This window comes from Streptococcus symci, assembly GCF_006385165.1.
Classification (GTDB): domain Bacteria; phylum Bacillota; class Bacilli; order Lactobacillales; family Streptococcaceae; genus Streptococcus; species Streptococcus symci.
In genome coordinates, this window is sequence record NZ_VFJA01000001.1 from 844101 (window position 1) to 866569 (window position 22469).

Here is a 22469-nt window from a genome sequence, read left to right on the forward strand (position 1 = left end):
AAAAAGGTCATATATATAAAGGAGTCACAAAAATCATGAACAAACGTGTAAAAATCGTTGCAACTTTGGGACCTGCGGTAGAAATCCGTGGTGGTAAAAAATTTGGTGATGACGGATACTGGGGTGAAAAACTTGATGTTGAAGCTTCAGCTAAAAACATTGCTAAATTGATCGAAGCTGGTGCTAACACATTCCGTTTCAACTTCTCACACGGTGACCACCAAGAGCAAGGTGACCGTATGGCAACTGTTAAACTTGCTGAAAAACTTGCAGGTAAAAAAGTTGGTTTCCTTCTTGATACAAAAGGACCAGAAATTCGTACTGAATTGTTTGAAGGAGATGCAAAAGAGTACTCTTACACAACTGGTGAAAAAATCCGTGTTGCTACTAAACAAGGAATCAAATCAACTCGTGATGTGATCGCATTGAACGTTGCTGGTGCTCTTGATATCTATGATGATGTTGAAGTTGGTCGTCAAGTTTTGGTTGACGATGGTAAACTTGGTCTTCGTGTGGTTGCTAAAGATGACGCAACTCGTGAGTTTGAAGTTGAAGTTGAAAACGATGGTGTAATTGCTAAACAAAAAGGTGTTAACATCCCTAACACTAAAATTCCTTTCCCAGCTCTTGCTGAACGTGATAACGACGATATCCGCTTTGGTCTTGAACAAGGAATTAACTTCATCGCGATTTCATTCGTACGTACTGCAAAAGACGTGAACGAAGTTCGTGCAATCTGTAAAGAAACTGGAAACGGACACGTTCAATTGTTCGCTAAAATCGAAAACCAACAAGGTATCGACAACTTGGATGAAATCATCGAAGCTGCTGATGGTATCATGATCGCTCGTGGTGACATGGGTATCGAAGTACCATTCGAAATGGTTCCAGTTTACCAAAAAATGATTATCAAGAAAGTCAATGCTGCAGGTAAAGTTGTTATCACAGCAACAAACATGCTTGAAACAATGACTGAAAAACCACGTGCAACTCGTTCAGAAGTATCAGACGTATTCAACGCTGTTATCGACGGTACTGATGCTACAATGCTTTCAGGTGAGTCTGCAAACGGTAAATACCCACTTGAGTCAGTAACTACAATGGCTACAATCGACAAGAACGCTCAGACACTTCTTAACGAATACGGTCGTTTGAACTCAGATTCATTTGAACGTAACTCTAAGACAGAAGTAATGGCTTCAGCTGTTAAAGATGCTACTAACTCAATGGACATTAAATTGGTTGTAACTCTTACTAAGACAGGTCACACTGCACGTTTGATCTCTAAATACCGTCCAAATGCTGACATCTTGGCATTGACATTCGACGAATTGACAGAACGTGGATTGATGTTGAACTGGGGTGTTATCCCAATGTTGACAGATGCTCCATCATCAACTGATGATATGTTCGAAATTGCTGAACGTAAAGCAGTTGAAGCTGGTCTTGTACAATCTGGTGACGATATCGTTATCGTAGCTGGTGTACCAGTTGGAGAAGCTGTACGTACAAACACAATGCGTATCCGTACAGTACGTTAATTAAAATGAAAAAAGCCTATCATATCAAGCTTTCTAGCCTGTATGATAGGTTTTTTTGTAGCAGGGGGCAAATAAGGGGCAAAATTTTTTAAAAAAGGCCAGTTAATACAAATACGATTCAGCTAATATAATTGAAAATGATGGAAAAAAAGGTGAAATTATGGTATACTTTAACGTAGGACCTTTTTAGAAATTTTGAAAGAGTATTAAAAATTTAAAATGAGAAAAATTGTTATCAATGGTGGCTTGCCCCTGCAAGGTGAGATTACCATTAGTGGTGCAAAAAATAGTGTTGTAGCTTTGATTCCAGCTATTATCTTGGCAGATGATGTTGTGACTTTGGATTGTGTTCCAGATATTTCGGATGTTGCCAGTCTTGTCGAAATTATGGAATTGATGGGCGCTACCGTTAAGCGTTATGACGATGTGTTAGAGATTGATCCAAGAGGTGTTCAAAATATTCCAATGCCTTATGGGAAAATCAATAGTCTTCGTGCATCTTATTATTTTTATGGAAGTCTTTTAGGTCGCTTTGGGGAAGCTACAGTTGGTTTACCTGGAGGATGTGATTTGGGACCACGTCCTATTGACTTACATCTTAAGGCTTTTGAAGCTATGGGAGCCACTGTTAGCTACGAGGGTGATAACATGAAGTTATCTGCTAAAGATGTGGGACTTCATGGTGCAAGTATTTACATGGATACGGTAAGTGTAGGTGCGACGATTAATACAATGATTGCTGCGGTTAAAGCAAATGGTCGTACTATTATTGAAAATGCAGCCCGAGAACCTGAGATTATTGACGTTGCTACTCTCTTGAATAATATGGGGGCTCATATCCGTGGTGCTGGAACCAATATTATCATTATTGATGGTGTTGACAGATTACATGGAACGCGTCATCAGGTGATTCCAGACCGTATTGAAGCGGGAACGTACATTTCCTTAGCTGCTGCAGTTGGTAAGGGAATTCGTATTAATAATGTTCTTTATGAACACTTAGAAGGATTTATTGCTAAGTTGGAAGAAATGGGAGTACGAATGACTGTATCTGAAGACAGTATTTTTGTTGAGGAACAGTCTAATTTGAAAGCAATCAATATTAAGACAGCTCCTTACCCAGGCTTTGCTACTGACCTGCAACAACCAATTACTCCTCTCTTGTTAACAGCAGAAGGGCGTGGTACCATTATTGATACCATTTATGAAAAACGTGTAAACCATGTTTTTGAACTAGCAAAGATGGACGCGGATATTACGACTACAAACGACCATATTTTATATACTGGTGGACGTGTTTTGCGTGGTGCAAATGTAAAAGCTACTGACCTTAGAGCTGGGGCCGCACTTGTCATTGCTGGTTTAATGGCTGAAGGCAAAACTGAAATTACAAATATTGAGTTCATCTTACGTGGTTATTCAGATATTATTGAAAAATTACGTAATCTAGGAGCGGATATTACACTTGTTGAAGAATAAACCGTAGAGGTGTTTATGAATATTTGGACCAAATTAGCAATGTTTTCTTTTTTTGAAACGGATCGCTTGTATTTGCGTCCTTTCTTTTTTAGTGATAGTCAGGACTTCCATGAGATAGCTTCAAATCCAGAAAATTTACAATTCATTTTTCCAAGTCAAGCTAGTTTGGAAGAGAGTCAATATGCACTGGCCAATTATTTTATGAAGGCTCCTTTAGGTGTATGGGCTATTTGTGACAAGAAAACTGAAAAAATGATTGGTTCAATTAAGTTTGAAAAGCTAGATGAAATTAAAAAAGAAGCAGAACTTGGTTATTTTTTAAGAAGAGATTCATGGTCTCAAGGTTTTATGACAGAAGTTGTTAAAAAACTTTGTCAGCTTTCTTTTGAGGAATTTGGTTTAAAACAATTATCTATTATAACCCATCTCGAAAATGAAGCCAGTCAACGAGTTGCTCTTAAGGCTGGATTTCGCTTGATTCGTCAGTTTAAAGGAAGTGATCGCTATACGAGGAAAATGCGTGATTATCTTGAGTTTCGCTTTGTAAAGGGAGAAATTAATGAGTAAACACCAAGAAATTCTAAGTTATTTGGAAGAATTACCGATTGGTAAAAGGGTCAGTGTTCGAAGCATTTCCAACCATCTAGGAGTCAGTGATGGAACGGCTTATCGGGCCATTAAAGAAGCTGAAAATCGTGGAATTGTAGAGACTCGCCCAAGAAGTGGTACTATCCGTGTTAAATCTCAGAGAGTTGCTATAGAGAGATTAACGTTTGCTGAAATTGCAGAAGTGACTTCTTCTGAGGTTCTGGCTGGTCAAGAAGGTTTAGAGAGAGAATTTAGTAAGTTCTCAATCGGTGCCATGACTGAGCAAAATATCTTATCTTACCTTCATGATGGGGGGCTTTTAATTGTCGGAGACCGTACCCGTATCCAATTACTAGCGCTGGAAAATGAAAATGCAGTTCTGGTTACAGGTGGATTTCAGGTTCATGATGATGTGCTTAAACTGGCCAATCAAAAAGGGATTCCTGTTTTGAGAAGCAAGAATGACACTTTTACCATTGCGACCATGATAAATAAAGCCCTGTCAAATGTACAAATCAAGACTGATATTCTGACAGTTGAGAAACTGTACCGTCCGAGTCATGAGTATGGTTTTTTGAGAGAGACTGACACTGTTAAAGATTATTTGGACTTGGTACGTAAGAATCGTAGTAGTCGTTTCCCTGTTATTAATCAACATCAGGTTGTTGTTGGGGTTGTTACTATGAGAGATGCTGGTGATAAGTCACCAAGTACAACAATTGATAAGGTCATGTCTCGTAGTCTATTTTTAGTTGGATTATCTACAAATATTGCCAATGTGAGTCAACGGATGATTGCTGAAGATTTTGAAATGGTACCAGTTGTTCGTAATAATCAAACCTTGCTTGGGGTTGTAACCAGACGAGATGTCATGGAGAAGATGAGTCGTTCCCAAGTTTCGGCTCTACCAACTTTTTCTGAGCAGATTGGTCAAAAACTTTCTTATCACCATGATGAAGTAGTGATTACAGTGGAACCCTTTATGCTAGAGAAGAACGGTGTTTTGGCTAATGGAGTATTGGCAGAAATTCTGACCCATATGACTCAAGATTTGGTTGTTAATAGTGGTCGCAATCTTATTATCGAGCAGATGCTAATCTACTTTTTGCAGGCTGTTCAGATAGATGATATATTGCGCATTCAAGCACGCATTATCCATCATACGAGACGGTCAGCTATTATTGATTACGATATTTATCATGGGCATCAGATTGTTTCAAAAGCAAATGTAACCGTTAAAATTAATTAGAAACTAGGAGAAAAAATGATAACATTAAAATCAGCTCGTGAAATTGAAGCTATGGATAAGGCCGGTGATTTTCTAGCAAGTATTCATATCGGCTTGCGTGATTTGATTAAGCCTGGAGTAGATATGTGGGAAGTTGAAGAATACGTTCGCCGTCGTTGTAAGGAAGAAAATTTCCTTCCACTTCAGATTGGGGTTGACGGTGCCATGATGGACTATCCTTATGCTACTTGTTGCTCTCTTAACGATGAAGTAGCTCACGCTTTCCCTCGTCACTATATCTTGAAAGATGGTGATTTGCTCAAGGTTGATATGGTTTTGGGAGGTCCTATTGCGAAATCTGACCTGAATGTCTCAAAACTAAACTTCAACAATGTGGAGCAAATGAAAAAATACACCCAGAGCTACTCTGGTGGCCTAGCAGACTCATGTTGGGCTTATGCTGTTGGTACGCCGTCCGAAGAAGTGAAAAACTTGATGGATGTAACCAAAGAAGCTATGTACAAGGGAATCGAGCAAGCTGTTGTTGGAAATCGTATTGGTGATATTGGTGCAGCTATTCAAGAATACGCTGAAAGTCGTGGTTACGGTGTAGTACGTGATTTGGTTGGTCATGGTGTTGGTCCAACCATGCACGAAGAACCAATGGTTCCTAACTATGGTATTGCTGGTCGTGGGCTTCGTCTCCGTGAAGGAATGGTATTGACCATTGAACCAATGATCAATACAGGTGACTGGGAAATTGATACAGATATGAAAACTGGCTGGGCGCATAAGACCATTGACGGTGGTTTATCTTGTCAATATGAACACCAATTCGTGATTACTAAAGATGGACCAGTTATCTTGACTAGTCAAGGTGAAGAAGGAACTTATTAATAAAAAGTGAAAAGACTACTGGAAGTTTATTTTGAAAAATTCAGTAGATCTTTTCATATAAAATAAACGCATTGTATTGATGTTTTCAGGCTTTTGAAGACAACAAAATAGGCTCCATAATATCTGTAGGAGACTTATCTACAGATATTATGGAGCTTTTTTCTTATGCTCAGAATGGCAATTTCCCAGCGAAAGCACCCAGTTTTTTCTTGGTAGTTTCATCGATTTGTTCAAGAGCAGAGTTGATTGCTTGAACGGTCATATCAGAAAGAGTTTCAAGGTCTTCTGGGTCAACGACAGCTGGATTGAAGTCAATGCTGACAACTTTCTTATCTCCAGTTAAGGTCGCTTGGACAAGGTCTTGAGCAGATTTGCCAACAAATTGCATAGCCGCAAGTTCAGCTTGACTTTGTTCCATTTGTTTTTGAAGTTTTTGTGCTTGGCGCATCATGTTTTGCATGTTCATCATAGTGTTTTATAGTTTCCTTTTACAATTATTTTCCTTCCTATTTTATCAATTTTGAGGTTAAAAGTCTATTATTAGTATAAATTACTTAACATTAAATTGTCTGAAAATTTATTGAAAAATGAGTGAAAACATGCTATAATGAAACGTAAAATTAATTCAGGTTTCCTGAACCAATAGGAGTAAACAATGAAAAAACTAGGTTTTGTCCTTTTATCTTCAGCCTTGCTATTGACAGCTTGTGCTAATAATCAATCTAAGCCAAGTAACACAAGTGATTCGTCCAAGGTGACAGCCTTGTCTGAAGATAAGCAGAAAATGCTTGATAAGGTCACTGCTGAATATAAGACTTTTGTACAAGAGCAAATTGATAAACTGTTGACAGATACGGAAGGCTTTGTCAAACTTTTGAAAGAAGGTAAGTTAGAAGAAGCTAAGAAGGTTTATCCACTGATTCGTATGTCTTATGAGCGTTCAGAACCGATTGCTGAAAGTTTTGGTGAGTCAGATGTCAAGATTGACTTCCGTTTGGCAGACTACATGGACGAAAACAAGACAGAGGAAGGTTGGTCAGGTTTCCACCGTATCGAGCGTATCCTTTGGGAAGACAATACAACTAAAGGAACTGAAAGCTACGGCGATCAGTTGGTCAATGATATCAAGGAATTGAAAGCCAAGATTGCAACTGTGGATGTGGACTACAAGGTCATGTTGACTGGAGCAGTTGACTTGCTTAACGAAGTAGCAACAAGCAAGATTACAGGTGAAGAGGAAATTTATTCTCACACAGACTTGTATGATTTCCGTGCCAATATTGAGGGTGCTGAGAAGATTTTCCAACTCTTTAAACCTTTGCTTGAAAAATCAGACGCTAACCTAGTTAAAGAATTGGAAGCAGATTTCAAATCTGTTAATAGCTTGTTGGACAAACACATGACCGACAAGGAACACTACAAACTTTATACAGATTTGACAAAAGAAGATACCAAAGAATTGTCAGAAGCTGTGACAAAACTTGGTGAACCTCTGTCACAAATGGGTAAATTTCTTAGTGGAGAGTAAGAGTCATGACTGAAAAAGACGAAAAGTTTTTTGAGAAGAAAATGGACCGTCGAGAATTTCTAAAAAAAGCAGGGATTGGAGGGGCTGGTTTAGCGCTAGGACTCTCTGGTGCTTCTGCTTTTTTCGCACCTAAGCTAGGAAGTCAGGAAAAAATCTCGTACGGAAATGAAAAAATTGCTTTTTATGGCAAGCATCAAGCTGGGATTAGTACGCCCATGCAAAAGAATATCTATTTTGTTGTCTTGGACCTACATACGACGGATAGAGATAAGATTATCCAACTATTCAAGGATTGGACGGATTATAGTGCCAAGTTGGTTGAAGGGGAACTGGTCAAAAAAGATGGCCAGAATGCTCTCTTGCCTCCAAGCGATACTGGTGAAACAGTCGGGCTTAACCCTCATCGTCTGACGCTGACTTTTGGTGTGTCTGCCAGTTTCTTGAAAAAGATGAACTTGGAGAACAAGCGTCCTCAAGTGTTCAGGGATTTACCGCCTTTTCCTAAAGAGCAATTGCGTGAAAAATATACAGGTGGAGATATTGTGATTCAGGCCTGTGCCGATGATGAGCAGGTTGCCTTTCATGCTATTCGCAATCTCATCCGTAAGGGCAGAAATGCAGTGACCCTTCGTTGGAGTCAGTCTGGTTTTGCAGCAATCGGAGATCGAATGGAGACACCGCGTAACCTCTTTGGTTTTAAAGATGGAACAGCAAATCCAACCAAGGAGCAAGACTTTGACCGCGTTATCTGGGCTGATAGTAAGGACTGGATGGAAAATGGTTCTTATATGGCAGTTCGTCGGATTCAGATGTTTTTAGAGACCTGGGACCGCACTAGTCTTGAAGAACAAGAAAATACCTTTGGTCGTTACAAGGAAAGTGGTGCCCCCTTTGGTAAGAAAAATGAGTTTGATGAAGTGGATTTGAGTCTTTTACCAGATGATTCGCATGTTCGTTTGGCCAAAGAAGTGGATAAGCCCCTTTTACGTCGTTCTTATTCTTACTCTGATGGAATTGATGAAAAGACTGGCCAGTTTGATACGGGCTTGCTCTTCATTTCTTTCCAGAAAGATCCTGATAATTTTGTCAAGGTTCAAACCAATCTAGGTGCTACAGATAAGATGAATGAATATATCACTCACATCGGTAGTGGCCTATTTGCTTGCTTTGGTGGTGTGGAGAAAGGAGGCTACATTGGACAAAAATTACTGGAAGGCTAAAAGCTGGTTCTTGGTTTTAGCTTTGTCACTTTTAATTCTTTCCCCAGTAGGTGCCCAAGAAAGCTTGAGTTCTTACTTTGTGAAAATCACTGATGCGTCTAAAGCAGTAAAAAATGGTGATCAGTCTGAAGCCCAGAAACTCGTTAAGGAGATGGCAACAGACTTTGAAAGAGTAGAAGACAGCAATTCTGAGGCTGGTAAAGTCATCAAGGAAAAGTTAGCTCAATCAGGAGATATCACTGAAGATAAACTCACTGAAATTTCTGCAGCCCTATTAGCCTTTGAAAAAGAACAAAATCCTGTTGACTTAGATGCTGAAAAAGAAAAATTGGTAAACCGTCTAAGTCCTCGTTTTGAAGCCTTAGAGCAGGCCATTGCATCCAAAGATTTGGAAAAGATCCGAGAAGCTTTTAAGAAAATGAATTCCACTTGGACTATCAATGAAAGTGTGGTTCGTGACAATAGTACGGCCCATTATGGACGTGTTGAAACAGCTATTTCTTTCTTGCGTAGTAGTATGGAAACCGAGCCTACGGATTTTAACTCAATCCAGACTTCCTTCGAGGACTTAAAAAAGGCTATTGATGATTTTGTAACTGGAAAAGAAGTCGCAGAAGCATCTTCTAGTTTGACTCTTAAAGACGGTATTGCCCTTTTGAAGAAGGCTTTGGAACAATTCCAAGCTGGTGATCAAGCATCAGGAGAAGCTAGTATGAAGGAATTCATCACTATCTGGCCAACGATTGAGGGTTCTGTTAGCACGACCAATCCATCCCTCTATACTAGAGTGGAGAGTGAAAGCCCTGTGATTATGGTCAAGGGAAGTGAGAAGGAATATCAAGAAAAATTAGAAAAACTGATTGCAGATTTATCACAAATTGATACCAGCGCACGTTACAATGCCTTTGATGCCATGCTGATTCTTCTAAGAGAAGGTGTAGAGGCTCTCTTAATCGTTATGGCCTTGGTAACAACCTTGAAAGCAGCCAAGATGCGAAAAGGGCTCAAGTGGGTTTATGGTGGTGCTATCACTGGAATCATGGCCAGTCTTCTTATTGCTTTCATCCTGCAAATTGCCTTTCCAGCAGTAACATCAGGATCCAATCGTGAAATCATCGAAGGAGCAGTTGGGATTTTTGCGGTAGCTATGATGATTGTGATTGGAATCTGGCTTCATAGCAAATCTTCAGTCAAAAAATGGAATGCCTTTATGGAGTCACAAATGGAAACAGTGACCAAGACAGGATCCTTTATTTCTATGTTTGCCCTCAGTTTTCTAGCTGTTTTCCGTGAGGGAGCAGAAACCATTCTTTTTTATGTTGGGATTTTACCAAGAATTTCCAGTTTTGAATTTGTCTTGGGAATTTCACTTGCCTTGCTGGTTCTGGTAGTTATTGCCATCGTGATGAACAAGGCCAGTCAATTCTTCCTGCCACATAAGGTCTTCTTTATCCTGACTTGGATGATTTATGCCCTAGCCTTCAAGATGCTGGGAGTTAGTATCCATGCTCTTCAGTTGACAAATATGGCGCCAAATCACTTGCTGACAGGATTTCCAACGATTGACCTGCTTGGAATTTATCCAAGTTGGGAAGGCTTGGTCAGTCAGCTAATCTTTGTTGTTATCGTTTTGATTGTCACTTTCAGACAGGGTGAAGAATAGATGGATAGAAAAGAATTGACAATCGTTGAACATCTGGTAGAATTTAGAAAGAGATTATTGGCAGTGGTCATTTGTTTCTTTTTGGTATTCTGTGTTTCTCTGCTTTTTGCAGACCAGATTTACCAGTATGTGACCCAATCTTTTCAGCAAAAGTTGATTGTTTTAGGTCCTAATGATATTTTATGGATATACATACGTTTGGCTAGTCTGATGGCCTTTACCATCACCCTACCTTATACAGTTTATCATATTTGGTCTTTCATCAAACCTGGTTTAAGAAAGGAAGAAGCTAGAGCAATTTTTGCCTATATTCCAGCTAGTTTCCTTTGTTTTCTAGTTGGACTGGCTTTTGGTTTTTACTTTGTAACACCAGCCTTACTTCAGGTTTTATTAGGGCTAGGAGAAGGACTATTTGAAACACAGTTAACAGCTCAAAATTATCTGTCCTTTGTTTTTCAAACGACTTTGCCCTTGGCTCTGATTTTTGAATTGCCAGTTATCATTGCCTTTTTGACGTCAATTGGACTCATTGAACCAGAATTATTGATTGCTTATCGCCGATATGCTTATTTTATTTTATTGGTACTCGCAGTCATCTTGACACCAGCTGACTTTGTCAGCGATTTGGCAATGACTGCCCCCTTGATATTACTCTATGAATTGAGTATTGCTATCAGCAAACACATTATGAAACGCAAGCAGAAAGGAGAGAGAAATGGGAATTTTACGTGATATCGGAGCACCAGGATTGATTATTATCGTTTTAGGAGCTCTCTTGATCTTCGGACCAAAGCGATTGCCTGAACTAGGCGAGTCAATCGGTAAAATGCTGTCTGAATTTAAAAAAGCAGTTAAAGGAACTGAAAATCAAGATAAGGAAGAGTAAGACTGGTGAGTTTTACTAAAAAATAAGAAGTTAGGAAGTGTGTCTCTATCGGACAATTTATTATTTCCTAGCTTTTTCTTGTATTAAGAAAATATAAATTTAAGCTTTCTTTAAGAAAACTATATTATTCTGAAGAACTCTAAAATTTCACAGCCATTTATTAGTAATGACTATTGAATTCCTAGTCACTACTAGAAATGGACTAGTTTCTTTGAATAATGGAACTGCTTAATCCTCCTATTCTAGAACGGGATGACTAGTATTTCTTTTATGATAGGACTAGATTGTGGTATAATAGAGAGAATAAGTTTTTTTAGTAAGACAAAGGAGAAAATAGATGATTTATGCAGGAATTCTTGCCGGTGGAACTGGCACACGTATGGGAATCAGTAATTTGCCAAAACAATTTTTAGAGCTAGGTGATCGACCTATTTTGATTCATACAATTGAAAAATTTGTCTTGGAACCAAGTATTGAAAAAATTGTGGTTGGGGTTCATGGAGACTGGGTTTCCCATGCAGAGGATCTTGTAGATAAATATCTACCTCTTCATAAAGATCGTATCATCATTACAAAAGGTGGTGCTGACCGTAATACGAGTATTGAGAAAATCATTGAAGCCATTGATGCTTATCGTCCGCTTACTCCAGAGGACATCGTTGTTACCCACGATTCTGTTCGTCCATTCATTACGCTTCGTATGATTCAAGACAATATCAAACTTGCTCAAAATCATGACGCAGTGGACACAGTGGTAGAAGCGGTTGATACTATCGTTGAAAGTACTAACGGTCAATTTATTACAGATATTCCAAATCGTGCTCACCTCTATCAAGGACAAACACCTCAAACATTCCGTTGCAAGGACTTCATGGATCTTTACGGTTCTCTCTCTGCCGAAGAGAAAGAAATCTTAACAGATGCATGTAAAATCTTTGTAATCAAAGGAAAAGATGTAGCCTTGGCTAAGGGTGAATATTCAAATCTGAAAATTACTACAGTAACAGATTTGAAGATTGCAAAAAGCATGATTGAGGAAGAGTAATAAAATGATTAATCAAATTTACCAACTAACAAAGCCTAAGTTTATCAATGTCAAATATCAGGAAGAGGCTATTGACCAAGAGAATCATATCCTCATCCGCCCTAATTATATGGCGGTCTGTCATGCGGATCAGCGTTACTACCAAGGAAAACGTGATCCGAAGATTTTGAATAAAAAACTTCCAATGGCAATGATTCACGAGTCATGTGGAACCGTTATTTCTGACCCGACAGGAACCTACGAGGTTGGTCAAAAAGTTGTCATGATTCCCAATCAGCCTCCTATGCAGAGTGATGAAGAATTCTATGAAAACTACATGATAGGGACCCATTTCTTGTCTAGTGGCTTTGATGGCTTTATGAGAGAATTTGTTTCTCTCCCTAAAGATCGTGTGGTGCCTTATGATGCTATCGAAGATACGGTTGCAGCCATTACAGAGTTTGTCAGTGTCGGTATGCATGCTATGAATCGCTTATTGACACTTGCTCATAGCAAGCGGGACCGAATCGCCGTCATCGGAGATGGAAGTTTAGCTTTTGTGGTTGCCAATATTATCAACTATACTTTGCCAGAAGCAGAGATTGTGGTTATTGGTCGTCATTGGGAAAAGTTGGAACTCTTCTCTTTTGCCAAGGAATGCTATATTACTGATAATATTCCTGAAGATTTGGCCTTTGACCATGCTTTTGAGTGTTGTGGTGGTGATGGTACTGGACCAGCTATTAATGACCTGATTCGCTATATTCGTCCTCAGGGAACGATTCTCATGATGGGTGTTAGCGAGTATAAAGTCAATCTCAATACACGCGATGCCTTAGAAAAGGGCTTGCTCTTGGTAGGCTCCTCTCGTTCTGGTCGCATTGATTTTGAAAATGCAATCCAAATGATGGAAGTCAAGAAATTTGCCAATCGTCTTAAAAATATCCTTTATCTAGAAGAACCTGTAAGAGAAATTAAAGATATTCACCGTGTCTTTGCGACCGATTTAAACACAGCCTTTAAAACAGTGTTTAAGTGGGAAGTATAGGTGCTGGAGGTTAATTGTGGAGAAAATCATTAAAGAAAAAATTTCTTCCTTACTTAGTCAAGAAGAGGAAGTCCTCAGTGTTGAACAACTGGGGGGAATGACCAATCAAAACTATTTGGCCAAAACAACAAATAAGCAGTACATCGTTAAGTTCTTTGGTAAAGGGACTGAAAAACTGATCAATCGTCAAGATGAAAAGTACAATCTTGAACTACTTAAAGATTTAGACCTAGATGTCAAAAATTATCTTTTTGATATTGAAGCTGGTATCAAAGTAAATGAGTATATTGAATCTGCGATTACGCTTGATTCAACGTCAATCAAGACCAAATTTGATAAAATTGCTCCAATATTACAAACTATTCATGCTTCTGGCAAGGAATTAAGAGGAGAATTTGCTCCGTTTGAAGAAATCAAAAAATATGAATCCTTGATTGAAGAGAAAATCCCTTATGCCAACTATGAAGCAGTTAGAGAAGAAGTCTTCTCTTTAGAGAAAAGACTGGCTGACTTAGGTGTTGACAGAAAATCTTGTCATATCGATTTGGTGCCTGAAAACTTTATCGAATCACCTCAAGGACGACTTTATCTAATTGACTGGGAATATTCATCAATGAACGATCCAATGTGGGATTTGGCAGCCCTCTTTTTAGAGTCTGAATTCACTCCCCAAGAGGAAGAAGCTTTCTTATCTCACTATGAGAGTGATCAAACGCCGGTCTCTCGAGAAAAGATTACCATTTATAAAATTTTGCAAGATGCTATTTGGAGTCTATGGACAGTCTATAAGGAAGAGCAAGGTGCAGATTTTGGTGATTATGGTGTGAATCGTTACCAAAGAGCTGTTAAAGGTCTAGCTTATTATGGAGGTTCTGATGAAAAATAAAAATGGAGTTTCTTTTGGTCTACTCTCAGGTATTTTCTGGGGGTTAGGTCTAACGATCAGTGCTTATATCTTTTCGATTTTTACAGATTTGTCACCCTTTGTGGTAGCCGCTGCTCATGATTTCTTGAGTATCTTTATCTTACTAGCTTTTCTCTTGGTAAAAGAAGGAAAAGTTCGTCTCTCAATTTTCTTAAATATTCGCAATGTTAGTGTTATCATCGGCGCCTTACTAGCAGGCCCTATCGGTATGCAGGCCAATCTTTATGCAGTTAAGTATATCGGAAGTTCTTTAGCTTCATCTGTATCAGCTATTTACCCTGCGATTTCAGTTTTATTGGCTTTCTTCTTCTTGAAGCACAAGATTTCGAAAAATACTGTGTTTGGGATTATCTTGATTATTGCAGGAATTATTGCCCAGACCTATAAGGTTGAACAGGTCAATTCCTTCTACATTGGGATTCTCTGTGCTTTGGTTTGTGCCATTGCATGGGGGAGTGAAAGTGTCCTTAGCTCTTTTGCTATGGAAAGTGAATTGAGTGAAATCGAAGCTCTCTTAATCCGTCAAGTGACTTCATTCTTGTCCTATCTTGTGATTGTGCTCTTCTCTCATCAGTCATTTGCAGAAGTAGCTAATGGACAATTGTTAGGTCTTATGATTGTCTTTGCAGCCTTTGATATGATTTCCTACTTGGCTTATTATATCGCTATCAATCGCTTACAACCAGCCAAGGCTACAGGCTTGAACGTGAGCTATGTAGTCTGGACTGTCTTGTTTGCAGTTATTTTCTTGGGTGCACCACTAGATATGCTGACAATTATTACGTCACTTGTCGTCATTGCTGGAGTTTATATTATTATTAAAGAATAAAGGAGATTCGTGTGAAAGCCATCATCTTAGCAGCGGGATTGGGAACTCGCTTGCGTCCTATGACTGAAAATACCCCTAAAGCCTTGGTTCAGGTTAATCAAAAACCTTTGATTGAATACCAAATTGAGTTTTTAAAAGAAAAAGGTATCCATGATATCATCATCATTGTTGGTTACCTTAAAGAACAATTTGATTACTTAAAAGAAAAATATGGTGTTCGCCTCGTTTTCAATGATAAATACGCTGACTACAATAACTTTTACTCTCTCTATCTTGTAAAAGAAGAATTAGCTAACAGCTATGTTATTGATGCTGACAATTATCTCTTTAAAAATATGTTCCGCAATGATTTGACACGTTCTACTTATTTTAGTGTTTATCGTGAAGATTGTACCAACGAATGGTTCTTAGTCTATGGCGATGACTACAAGGTTCAAGACATTATTGTTGATAGCAAAGCTGGTCGTATCCTGAGTGGTGTATCCTTCTGGGATGCTCCAACTGCAGAAAAGATTGTCAGCTTTATCGACAAGGCTTATGCAAGTGGTGAATTTGTTGACCTCTATTGGGATAATATGGTTAAGGATAATATCAAAGAACTAGATGTCTATGTTGAAGAATTAGAAGGCAACAGCATCTATGAAATTGACAGTGTCCAAGATTATCATAAATTGGAAGAAATTCTTAAAAACGAAAATTAAAGATTCCAACATCTGGCTGAAATAGTCGGATGTTTTTTGATTTTTTTACGAATAAATAGATGAGTAGAAAAAGAAATGGAGATATTTATGAAAATCACAAACTATGAAATCTATAAGTTAAAAAAATCAGGTTTGAGCAATCAACAGATTTTGAATGTCCTAGAATACGGTGAAAATGTTGATCAAGAACTGTTGTTAGGTGATATTGCAGATATATCAGGTTGTCGAAATCCAGCTGTTTTTATGGAACGTTATTTTCAGATAGATGATGCGCATTTGGAGAAAGAATTTCAAAAATTTCAATCTTTCTCTATTTTAGATGACTGTTACCCTTGGGATTTGAGTGAAATATATGATGCGCCTGTACTTTTATTTTACAAGGGAAATCTGGATCTCTTGAAATTTCCTAAGGTAGCAGTCGTAGGAAGTCGTGCTTGTAGCAAACAGGGAGCTAAGTCAGTTGAAAAAGTCATTCAGGGATTGGAAAATGAACTGGTTATCGTCAGTGGACTAGCCAGGGGCATTGATACAGCAGCGCATATGGCAGCTCTTCAGAATGGCGGAAAAACCATTGCAGTGATTGGAACAGGACTGGATGTGTTTTATCCTAAAGCTAATAAACGCTTGCAAGACTACATCGGCAATGACCATCTGGTTCTCAGTGAGTATGGACCTGGTGAACAACCTCTAAAATTTCATTTTCCTGCCCGTAATCGCATCATTGCTGGACTTTGTCGTGGTGTGATTGTAGCAGAGGCTAAGATGCGTTCAGGTAGTCTCATTACCTGTGAGAGGGCAATGGAAGAAGGACGCGATGTTTTTGCTATACCTGGTAGCATTTTAGATGGACTATCTGATGGATGTCATCATTTGATTCAAGAAGGAGCAAAATTGGTCACCAGTGGGCAAGATGTTCTTGCGGAATTTGAATTTTAAGACGAAATTTTGCTTTTTAAACCAACTTTTCTTCTATATATAAGAGCTAAGTCTTGACAGTTATGGCAAAATGGTTTACACTTTATAAAGTTTATTACTTTGAAAAGGTGTGATACTGTGGCTACGGCAACAAAAAAGAAAAAATCAACAGTTAAAAAAAATCTAGTAATCGTGGAGTCGCCTGCTAAGGCCAAGACGATTGAAAAATATCTCGGCAGAAACTACAAGGTTTTAGCCAGCGTCGGCCATATCCGTGATTTGAAGAAATCTAGTATGTCCGTCGATATTGAAAATAATTATGAACCGCAATATATCAATATCCGAGGAAAAGGTCCTCTTATCAATGACTTGAAAAAAGAAGCTAAAAAAGCTAATAAAGTCTTTCTGGCGAGTGACCCGGACCGTGAAGGAGAAGCGATTTCTTGGCATTTGGCTCATATTCTCAACTTGGATGAAAATGATGCCAACCGTGTGGTCTTCAATGAAATCACCAAGGATGCAGTCAAAAATGCTTTTAAAGAACCGCGCAATATTGATATGGACTTGGTAGATGCCCAACAGGCTCGTCGTGTCTTAGACCGCTTGGTAGGTTATTCCATCTCTCCTATTTTGTGGAAAAAGGTTAAGAAGGGGTTATCAGCTGGGCGCGTGCAGTCAGTTGCCCTCAAGCTTATCATTGATCGAGAGAATGAAATCAATGCCTTTCAACCTGAAGAATATTGGACCATTGATGGGGTTTTTAAAAAGGGAAGCAAGCAATTTCAAGCTTCTTTCTATAGCGTAAATGGCAAGAAGAAAAAATTGACTACTAACGAAGAAGTCAAAGAAGTCTTGTCTCGTCTGACTAGCAAAGATTTTTCAGTGGATCAGGTAGATAAGAAAGAGCGCAAACGCAATGCTCCTTTACCTTATACTACTTCATCTATGCAGATGGATGCTGCCAATAAAATTAACTTCCGTACTCGAAAAACCATGATGGTTGCCCAACAGCTCTATGAAGGGATTAATATTGGTTCTGGTGTCCAAGGTTTGATTACTTATATGCGTACTGATTCGACCCGTATCAGTCCTGTAGCCCAAAATGAAGCTGCAAGTTTCATTACGGATCGTTTTGGTAGCAAGTATTCTAAGCATGGTAGCAAGGTCAAAAATGCTTCAGGAGCTCAGGATGCCCACGAGGCTATTCGTCCGTCTAGTGTCTTTAATACACCTGAAAGCATCGCTAAGTATCTGGATAAGGATCAGCTCAAGCTTTATACTCTTATTTGGAATCGTTTTGTAGCTAGCCAGATGACAGCTGCTGTCTTTGATACCATGGCTGTTAAATTGTCTCAAAATGGAGTTCAATTTGCTGCAAATGGTAGTCAGGTTAAGTTTGATGGTTATCTTGCCATTTATAATGATTCTGACAAGAATAAGATGTTACCAGATATGGCTGTGGGAGATGTGGTCAAACAGGTCAATAGCAAACCAGAGCAACATTTCACTCAACCACCTGCTCGCTATTCTGAAGCGACACTGATCAAGACCTTGGAGGAAAATGGGGTTGGCCGCCCATCCACCTATGCGCCAACCATTGAAACTATTCAGAAACGTTACTATGTTCGCCTTGCAGCTAAACGTTTTGAACCGACAGAGTTGGGAGAAATTGTTAACAAGCTCATTGTTGACTACTTCCCAGATATCGTAAACGTGACCTTCACAGCTGAAATGGAAGGCAAGCTGGATGATGTCGAAGTCGGAAAAGAGCAGTGGCAACGTGTTATAGACTCCTTTTACAAACCATTCTCTAAAGAAGTGGCCAAGGCTGAAGAAGAAATGGAAAAAATCCAGATCAAGGATGAACCAGCTGGATTTGACTGTGAAGTGTGTGGCAGTCCAATGGTCATTAAACTTGGTCGTTTTGGTAAGTTCTACGCTTGTAGCAATTTCCCAGATTGCCGTCATACCCAAGCAATCGTGAAAGAAATCGGCGTTGAGTGTCCAAGTTGTCATAAAGGACAAATCATTGAGCGTAAAACCAAACGTAATCGCCTCTTCTATGGTTGCAATCGCTATCCAGAATGTGAATTTACCTCTTGGGACAAGCCTGTTGGTCGTGACTGTCCAAAATGTGGCAACTTCCTCATGGAGAAAAAAGTCCGTGGTGGTGGCAAGCAGGTTGTTTGTAGTAATGGCGACTACGAGGAGGAAAAGATTAAATAAGAGGAGAGTCCTGAAAGTGAATTTCAGGCTCTTTCTGGTTGGAGCTTGACAAAATTCATCATTGTATGCGAAACTAGAAGAAGATTATTTTAATTAGGAGTAGTTATGCGTCTTATTTATCTAATAATTGGTTTCTTATCACTGGCCTTGGCTATTGTTGGGGTAGTTTTACCCTTGTTGCCTACAACACCTTTTCTTTTACTGTCTATTGCTTGTTTCTCCAGAAGTTCCAAGCGTTTCGAAGACTGGCTTTATCATACCAAGCTCTATCAAGCATATGTAGCTGATTTTCGCGAGACTAAGTCTATTGCGCGTGAACGAAAGAAAAAAATCATCGTATCTATCTACATCTTAATGGGAATTTCCATTTATTTTGCACCTCTTTTACCAGTCAAAATCGGTCTGGGTGCTTTGACAATCTTTATCACTTATTATCTCTTCAAGGTCATTCCAGACAAAGAATAGGTAAAATTTGTAACTATTTCCCTTGATAAAATTGAAAGCATATTCACAACAATATGATATAATAAATTTAAAGTAATCTTCAAGGAGAATCAAATGATTTACGAATTTTGTGCTGAAAATGTGACCTTGCTTGAAAAAGCGATGCAGGCTGGAGCTCGTCGAATCGAACTCTGTGATAATCTTACAGTTGGTGGGACAACACCCAGCTATGGAGTGACTAAGGCAGCGGTTGAATTGGCAGCTAACTACGATACGACCATCATGACCATGATTCGTCCACGTGGTGGCGACTTTGTCTATAATGACCTAGAAATTGCTATTATGCTAGAAGACATTCGTTTGACTGCTCAATCTGGCAGTCAAGGGGTTGTTTTTGGAGCTTTAACTGCTGATAAGAAGTTGGATAAGCCTAATCTTGAAAAGTTAATTGCTGCATCAAGAGGAATGGAAATTGTCTTCCACATGGCATTTGATGAATTGAGTGATGAAGATCAACTGGAAGCCATTGACTGGCTCAGCCAAGCAGGTGTCACTCGTATCCTAACTCGTGCTGGTGTGTCTGGCGACTCCTTAGAAAAACGTTTTGCTCACTATCACAGAATTTTGGAGCATGCTAAAGGTAAGATTGAAATTCTACCAGGTGGGGGGATTGACCTTGACAACCGTCAAACCTTTATCGACCAGCTGGGTGTGACACAATTGCATGGAACCAAGGTTGTCTTTTAAAAAATAGAAAGGAACTGCTAGCTTTGGGTAGCAGTTTTCACTTATGTTTGAAATTTTTAAATCCTATCAGTTTAATCAAGAAAAGGCTCATGATTATGGTTTTGTAGAAAATAGTGGAGTCTGGACCTATAGTTGCCAGTTTTTGCAAGGTGACTTTGTCATGATTGTATCCATCACTGCTGATAATGTGAGTTTTCAAGTCTTTGACCAGGAGACTGGTGATCTCTATCCTCAAGTTCATATGGAAAGCATGAGAGGAAGTTTTGTCGGAAATGTCCGTGAGGCTTGTTTGGAGATTCTTTACCAAATTCGGAAGGCTTGTTTTGATGCACAAGATTTTATCTGTCCTCAGACTAAGCGTATCATGGTTCAGGTTCAGGAAAAGTATGGAAATCAGTTGGAATATCTATGGGAGAAATCTCCTGATACGGCAGTATTACGTCATGAAGGCAATCAAAAGTGGTATTCCGTTTTGATGAAAATCTCTTGGGAGAAGCTGGAAAAGGGCAGAGAAGGACAGGTGGAAGCAGTCAACCTCAAGCATGACCAAGTAGCTGATTTGCTTTCACAAAAAGGTATTTATCCAGCTTACCATATGAACAAACGCTACTGGATTAGTGTGGCTCTTGATGATACTTTATCAGATGAAGAGGTACTGGAATTGATAGAAAGAAGCTGGAATTTAACTATTAAAAAATAAAACATTTCAAGGATTTTCAAGAACTTTCAATTAGCTAAATATTCTATACTGAAGAAATTTTCAGAAAATATTGGATTTTTTCTTGACAAGTGCTTTTGCCTATGCTAAAATACTAAACAAGATATCAAACGAAGGAGAAAGTCAAACATGAAAACAGCTAAGTTTAATCAAGTTGCTTTGTTGTTGAGGTACTCGGGCTAGTGCAAAAAGCATTAGTCCTGTTTGGCTTACCAAGCGGGAGTAAATCAACATCTCGCTTGGGTTTCTGAGCGAGATGTTTTTTTAAAACCATATTTGGAAAAGGGGAAATCTTATGAGAACAGTTGAATTTCTAGATACCAGCCTTCGGGATGGAGAACAGACACCTGGTGTTAATTTTTCAATAAAGGAAAAAATAGCCATTGCAAGACAGCTGGAGAAATGGGGCATTTCAGCAATTGAAGCTGGTTTTCCAGCGGCGAGTCCTGATTCATTCACAGCAGTGCAGGAGATTGCCAAGGTCTTGAAGAAAACAGCGGTGACTGGTTTAGCACGCTCTGTCAAGTCTGATATTGATGCTTGTTACGAGGCCCTCAAGGACGCTAAGTATCCACAGGTTCACGTCTTTATCGCTACCAGTCCGATTCATCGTAAGTATAAGCTCAATAAGAGCAAGGAAGAGATTTTGGAAGCTATTAAGGAGCATGTTTCCTATGCCCGTTCTAAGTTTGAGGTTGTCGAGTTCTCTCCAGAGGATGCGACCAGAACAGAGTTGGATTTCCTGCTGCAAGTTGTTCAAACAGCGGTTGATGCAGGGGCGTCTTATATCAATATTCCTGATACGGTTGGATTCACCACGCCAGAGGAATATGGTGCTATCTTCAAATACCTGATAGAGAATGTCAAGACGGATCGTCAGATCATCTATTCGCCTCACTGTCATGATGACCTTGGAATGGCAGTAGCAAATAGCCTTGCAGCTGTCAAGAATGGGGCAGGACGTGTCGAAGGGACTATAAACGGTATTGGGGAGCGAGCTGGAAATGCTGCCTTGGAAGAAATAGCAGTGGCTCTCAATATTCGCCAAGATTACTACCAAGCAGAAACCAGTATTGTTTTAAATGAAACAATAAATACGTCAGAAATGGTTTCTCGCTTCTCAGGTATTCCGGTTCCTAAAAACAAGGCTGTGGTTGGTGGTAATGCCTTTTCTCACGAATCTGGTATTCACCAAGACGGAGTCCTTAAAAATCCTCTCACTTATGAGATCATCACCCCTGAATTGGTCGGTGTTAAGAGCAATAGCCTTCCGCTTGGTAAATTGTCAGGTCGCCATGCCTTTGTTGAAAAACTAAGAGAATTGGCCCTAGACTTTTCAGAAGAGGATATCAAACCACTCTTTGCTAAGTTCAAGGCACTGGCAGATAAGAAACAAGAAATCACAGATGCAGATATTCGAGCGTTGGTCGCTGGAACCATGGTTGAAAACCCAGAAGGCTTCCACTTTGATGATTTACAACTTCAAACTCATGCAGACAATAACATTGAAGCGCTTGTTAGTCTGGCTAATATGGATGGTGAGAAAGTTGAGTTCAACGCGTCAGGACAAGGTTCTGTTGAAGCAATCTTCAACGCTATCGACAAGTTCTTTAACCAATCCGTCCGCTTGGTGTCCTATACTATTGACGCGGTAACGGATGGAATTGATGCCCAGGCTCGAGTCTTGGTCACTGTTGAAAACAGAGATACAGAAACCATCTTTAACGCAGCAGGTCTTGATTTCGATGTGTTGAAGGCTTCTGCTATTGCCTATACCAATGCTAATACCTTTGTTCAAAAAGAGAATGCTGGTGAGATGGGACGCAGTGTTTCCTATCGCGATATGCCTAGTGTGTAAAGGA

Annotated in this window: 22 protein-coding genes; 21 read left to right on the forward strand and 1 reads right to left on the reverse strand. The window is 39.3% G+C overall.

Annotation, left to right across the window (positions count from 1 at the left end):
- The first annotated feature begins 35 nt into the window (after positions 1 to 35).
- The 5 genes from pyk (at position 36) to FJN11_RS04105 (ending at position 5733) form a co-directional block, all read left to right on the forward strand.
- Positions 36 to 1541 (forward strand): pyruvate kinase, encoded by a 1506-nt coding sequence (gene pyk / locus FJN11_RS04085; RefSeq protein ID WP_004259601.1) that lies wholly within the window; start codon positions 36 to 38, stop codon positions 1539 to 1541.
- 219 nt (positions 1542 to 1760) lie between these two features.
- Positions 1761 to 3020 (forward strand): UDP-N-acetylglucosamine 1-carboxyvinyltransferase, encoded by a 1260-nt coding sequence (locus tag FJN11_RS04090; RefSeq protein WP_042751288.1) that lies wholly within the window; start codon positions 1761 to 1763, stop codon positions 3018 to 3020.
- 15 nt (positions 3021 to 3035) lie between these two features.
- The gene (locus tag FJN11_RS04095; RefSeq protein WP_042751287.1) at positions 3036 to 3587 is read left to right on the forward strand and encodes a GNAT family N-acetyltransferase; all 552 of its coding nucleotides are present in this window, start codon (positions 3036 to 3038) and stop codon (positions 3585 to 3587) included.
- Entirely contained in the window at positions 3580 to 4857 is a 1278-nt protein-coding gene (spxR, locus tag FJN11_RS04100; RefSeq protein WP_140224127.1) for a CBS-HotDog domain-containing transcription factor SpxR, read from the forward strand. The genes FJN11_RS04095 and spxR overlap by 8 nt, the downstream gene beginning before the upstream one ends.
- 15 nt (positions 4858 to 4872) lie before the next feature.
- On the forward strand, positions 4873 to 5733 hold the full coding sequence (locus tag FJN11_RS04105; RefSeq protein WP_000631543.1) for a methionyl aminopeptidase: 861 nt from the start codon (positions 4873 to 4875) through the stop codon (positions 5731 to 5733).
- Positions 5734 to 5902: 169 nt separating this feature from the next.
- Here FJN11_RS04105 and FJN11_RS04110 read toward each other — a convergent pair whose 3' ends face one another.
- Positions 5903 to 6202, reverse strand: coding sequence for a YbaB/EbfC family nucleoid-associated protein (locus FJN11_RS04110; protein WP_000981526.1), 300 nt, complete (start codon positions 6200 to 6202; stop codon positions 5903 to 5905).
- 186 nt (positions 6203 to 6388) lie between these two features.
- On the opposite strand from FJN11_RS04110, the gene efeO reads away from it, so the two are divergent.
- The 16 genes from efeO (at position 6389) to FJN11_RS04190 (ending at position 22465) form a co-directional block, all read left to right on the forward strand.
- Complete coding sequence (gene efeO, locus FJN11_RS04115; RefSeq protein ID WP_125430024.1) at positions 6389 to 7261, forward strand: iron uptake system protein EfeO; 873 nt, start codon at positions 6389 to 6391, stop codon at positions 7259 to 7261.
- Between the two features lie 5 nt (positions 7262 to 7266).
- Positions 7267 to 8481, forward strand: a complete 1215-nt coding sequence (gene efeB / locus FJN11_RS04120) for an iron uptake transporter deferrochelatase/peroxidase subunit (protein ID WP_000136411.1) — start codon at positions 7267 to 7269, stop codon at positions 8479 to 8481.
- The gene (locus FJN11_RS04125; protein WP_125430027.1) at positions 8456 to 10144 is read left to right on the forward strand and encodes an FTR1 family protein; all 1689 of its coding nucleotides are present in this window, start codon (positions 8456 to 8458) and stop codon (positions 10142 to 10144) included. The genes efeB and FJN11_RS04125 overlap by 26 nt, the downstream gene beginning before the upstream one ends.
- Positions 10145 to 10876: a twin-arginine translocase subunit TatC gene (tatC, locus tag FJN11_RS04130; RefSeq protein ID WP_115904413.1), complete on the forward strand. Its 732-nt coding sequence runs from the start codon at positions 10145 to 10147 to the stop codon at positions 10874 to 10876. It begins immediately after the preceding gene.
- The gene (gene tatA, locus FJN11_RS04135) at positions 10860 to 11030 is read left to right on the forward strand and encodes a twin-arginine translocase TatA/TatE family subunit (protein ID WP_000512113.1); all 171 of its coding nucleotides are present in this window, start codon (positions 10860 to 10862) and stop codon (positions 11028 to 11030) included. The genes tatC and tatA overlap by 17 nt, the downstream gene beginning before the upstream one ends.
- Positions 11031 to 11367: 337 nt before the next feature.
- Positions 11368 to 12075 carry an IspD/TarI family cytidylyltransferase gene (locus FJN11_RS04140; protein ID WP_049488774.1) on the forward strand — a complete coding sequence of 236 codons (708 nt, stop codon included), beginning with the start codon at positions 11368 to 11370 and terminating at the stop codon, positions 12073 to 12075.
- Between the two features lie 4 nt (positions 12076 to 12079).
- On the forward strand, positions 12080 to 13102 hold the full coding sequence (locus tag FJN11_RS04145; protein ID WP_049488776.1) for a ribitol-5-phosphate dehydrogenase: 1023 nt from the start codon (positions 12080 to 12082) through the stop codon (positions 13100 to 13102).
- A gap of 16 nt (positions 13103 to 13118) precedes the next feature.
- Positions 13119 to 13988, forward strand: a complete 870-nt coding sequence (licA, locus tag FJN11_RS04150) for a choline kinase LicA (protein ID WP_140224128.1) — start codon at positions 13119 to 13121, stop codon at positions 13986 to 13988.
- The gene (locus FJN11_RS04155; protein ID WP_125415806.1) at positions 13978 to 14856 is read left to right on the forward strand and encodes a DMT family transporter; all 879 of its coding nucleotides are present in this window, start codon (positions 13978 to 13980) and stop codon (positions 14854 to 14856) included. Before licA ends, FJN11_RS04155 begins: the two co-directional genes overlap by 11 nt.
- An 11-nt stretch (positions 14857 to 14867) precedes the next feature.
- Positions 14868 to 15557, forward strand: a complete 690-nt coding sequence (locus FJN11_RS04160) for a CTP--phosphocholine cytidylyltransferase (protein WP_020902399.1) — start codon at positions 14868 to 14870, stop codon at positions 15555 to 15557.
- Between the two features lie 87 nt (positions 15558 to 15644).
- On the forward strand, positions 15645 to 16493 hold the full coding sequence (gene dprA, locus FJN11_RS04165) for a DNA-processing protein DprA (protein WP_140224129.1): 849 nt from the start codon (positions 15645 to 15647) through the stop codon (positions 16491 to 16493).
- A 117-nt stretch (positions 16494 to 16610) separates the two neighbouring features.
- On the forward strand, positions 16611 to 18698 hold the full coding sequence (gene topA / locus FJN11_RS04170; protein WP_140224130.1) for a type I DNA topoisomerase: 2088 nt from the start codon (positions 16611 to 16613) through the stop codon (positions 18696 to 18698).
- A 105-nt stretch (positions 18699 to 18803) separates the two neighbouring features.
- Positions 18804 to 19163, forward strand: coding sequence for a YbaN family protein (locus FJN11_RS04175; protein ID WP_001237214.1), 360 nt, complete (start codon positions 18804 to 18806; stop codon positions 19161 to 19163).
- Between the two features lie 93 nt (positions 19164 to 19256).
- Positions 19257 to 19889, forward strand: coding sequence for a copper homeostasis protein CutC (locus FJN11_RS04180; RefSeq protein WP_140224131.1), 633 nt, complete (start codon positions 19257 to 19259; stop codon positions 19887 to 19889).
- A gap of 43 nt (positions 19890 to 19932) precedes the next feature.
- On the forward strand, positions 19933 to 20589 hold the full coding sequence (locus tag FJN11_RS04185) for an MmcQ/YjbR family DNA-binding protein (protein WP_140224132.1): 657 nt from the start codon (positions 19933 to 19935) through the stop codon (positions 20587 to 20589).
- Between the two features lie 313 nt (positions 20590 to 20902).
- The gene (locus FJN11_RS04190; RefSeq protein WP_140224133.1) at positions 20903 to 22465 is read left to right on the forward strand and encodes a 2-isopropylmalate synthase; all 1563 of its coding nucleotides are present in this window, start codon (positions 20903 to 20905) and stop codon (positions 22463 to 22465) included.
- The last annotated feature ends 4 nt before the right edge of the window (positions 22466 to 22469 follow it).

What these genes read in the sequence shown, in the direction of transcription:
- FJN11_RS04090 (WP_042751288.1), top strand. Translation starts at nt 1,761, where the DNA reads ATGAGAAAAATTGTTATCAATGGTGGCTTGCCCCTGCAAGGTGAGATT.
- FJN11_RS04155 (WP_125415806.1), top strand. Translation starts at nt 13,978, where the DNA reads ATGAAAAATAAAAATGGAGTTTCTTTTGGTCTACTCTCAGGTATTTTC.
- FJN11_RS04110 (WP_000981526.1), bottom strand. Translation starts at nt 6,202, where the DNA reads ATGATGAACATGCAAAACATGATGCGCCAAGCACAAAAACTTCAAAAA.
- spxR (WP_140224127.1), top strand. Translation starts at nt 3,580, where the DNA reads ATGAGTAAACACCAAGAAATTCTAAGTTATTTGGAAGAATTACCGATT.
- pyk (WP_004259601.1), top strand. Translation starts at nt 36, where the DNA reads ATGAACAAACGTGTAAAAATCGTTGCAACTTTGGGACCTGCGGTAGAA.
- tatA (WP_000512113.1), top strand. Translation starts at nt 10,860, where the DNA reads ATGGGAATTTTACGTGATATCGGAGCACCAGGATTGATTATTATCGTT.
- FJN11_RS04140 (WP_049488774.1), top strand. Translation starts at nt 11,368, where the DNA reads ATGATTTATGCAGGAATTCTTGCCGGTGGAACTGGCACACGTATGGGA.
- FJN11_RS04105 (WP_000631543.1), top strand. Translation starts at nt 4,873, where the DNA reads ATGATAACATTAAAATCAGCTCGTGAAATTGAAGCTATGGATAAGGCC.
- FJN11_RS04175 (WP_001237214.1), top strand. Translation starts at nt 18,804, where the DNA reads ATGCGTCTTATTTATCTAATAATTGGTTTCTTATCACTGGCCTTGGCT.
- efeB (WP_000136411.1), top strand. Translation starts at nt 7,267, where the DNA reads ATGACTGAAAAAGACGAAAAGTTTTTTGAGAAGAAAATGGACCGTCGA.
- FJN11_RS04185 (WP_140224132.1), top strand. Translation starts at nt 19,933, where the DNA reads ATGTTTGAAATTTTTAAATCCTATCAGTTTAATCAAGAAAAGGCTCAT.
- FJN11_RS04180 (WP_140224131.1), top strand. Translation starts at nt 19,257, where the DNA reads ATGATTTACGAATTTTGTGCTGAAAATGTGACCTTGCTTGAAAAAGCG.
- efeO (WP_125430024.1), top strand. Translation starts at nt 6,389, where the DNA reads ATGAAAAAACTAGGTTTTGTCCTTTTATCTTCAGCCTTGCTATTGACA.
- dprA (WP_140224129.1), top strand. Translation starts at nt 15,645, where the DNA reads ATGAAAATCACAAACTATGAAATCTATAAGTTAAAAAAATCAGGTTTG.
- FJN11_RS04145 (WP_049488776.1), top strand. Translation starts at nt 12,080, where the DNA reads ATGATTAATCAAATTTACCAACTAACAAAGCCTAAGTTTATCAATGTC.
- FJN11_RS04095 (WP_042751287.1), top strand. Translation starts at nt 3,036, where the DNA reads ATGAATATTTGGACCAAATTAGCAATGTTTTCTTTTTTTGAAACGGAT.
- tatC (WP_115904413.1), top strand. Translation starts at nt 10,145, where the DNA reads ATGGATAGAAAAGAATTGACAATCGTTGAACATCTGGTAGAATTTAGA.
- FJN11_RS04190 (WP_140224133.1), top strand. Translation starts at nt 20,903, where the DNA reads ATGAGAACAGTTGAATTTCTAGATACCAGCCTTCGGGATGGAGAACAG.